The sequence below is a fragment of the Priestia sp. P5_B4 genome (genome assembly GCF_056400385.1).
Map to the genome: position 1 here is coordinate 1 of NZ_JBFULJ010001073.1, position 1,158 is coordinate 1,158.

General features: G+C 34.8%; 2 protein-coding genes. Both read left to right on the forward strand.

The window, feature by feature from the left end:
• Positions 1 to 671 (forward strand): DUF6449 domain-containing protein (locus AC1DRF_RS28890; RefSeq protein WP_477742423.1); only part of this gene is annotated, 671 nt, incomplete at its 5' end.
• A gap of 16 nt (positions 672 to 687) precedes the next feature.
• Positions 688 to 1,158, forward strand: a 471-nt coding sequence (locus tag AC1DRF_RS28895; RefSeq protein ID WP_477742424.1) for an RNA polymerase sigma factor, incomplete at its 3' end; no start/stop codon positions are given.

A 1,158-nucleotide genomic window follows, 5' to 3' on the forward strand; every position in this document is an offset into this window, starting at 1 on the left:
AGCAAATAGTTCGAGAGTACTTTATTCCATTTTCAGACTATAAAGCTTTTTATAAAGAAATTTCGGAAACAAAAGAGTATAAAGAAAATTTCCATCCGCTTTTACGAACACAAAACACAGATAAAATTAAAAGCGTAAGTTTTTCTGTTCCAGGAAAGTCAAATTCCATTAATATTACAAATCCAGAAAAAGTGCAAGAGCTTATACACGTAGTCAAACAGTCGATGATGAACGAAACGTTTGATGAAATGTATAGCACAAAAGAAAGCTGGGCGTCAATCAATTTCATGGATGGAAAAGGACAGTATGTTCAAGAAGCATCTTGGGAGAAGTCATATAGCGAAGTAGAAGCATGGCTGAAGAAAGAGCATTTATATGAACGTGCTCGCCTTATGCCAAAGGACGTAGAAAAAACCGAAGTCTTTAAAAATTCTTCTCATCTTAAAAATGATTATCGTCTTCAAGAAGATTTTACACCTCTAACGAAGGATGAGAAATCAATTAAAGTAAAAAACAATCAGCAGGTAGAAACACTTCTTCAACGTGCTAATTTACGAGACACAGGAGATTATCTTGTTGCTTTTTATTACAAAGATCAAGTAGATACTCCTCAGGTTTACATGTTGAATGAAAATGAGCTGCCAAACGAACTAAAAGAAAAACTAAAATAGCAAGGGAGAACTTATTATGTGCGGCGAGGAATTGCAAGATTATTTAAATCAGGTGCTGGCTTATTTGTTGAAAAATGGCGTGAATAGACAAGACGCCGAAGATATTACGCAAGAAGTAGCATTAAAATATTTAGAAAAACAAGAAATGGTCGATCCTGAAAAAATAAAAGCTTGGATGTTTCGCGTCGCATTAAATAAACGGTGTGATTTAGGAAGGCGTAAAACAGTGAAAGACCGCTATACGTCTTCTTACAAAGAAGAGCCTGTTATGTATACGCCTATTCAGCAGGTGCTTAGAAATGAAGAAGCGGCTGAATGTCAGGCGATTTTAAATAAATTGAATCCTAAGTATCGCAATTTGCTTCTATTAAAATATGGATTTGGATTTAAATATGAAGAAATTGCGGAGTTATTAAATATGCAGATGACTACGTTAAAATCAGCTCTTTACCGCGCGCGCAAATACTTTGTAAAGGGATATAACTGT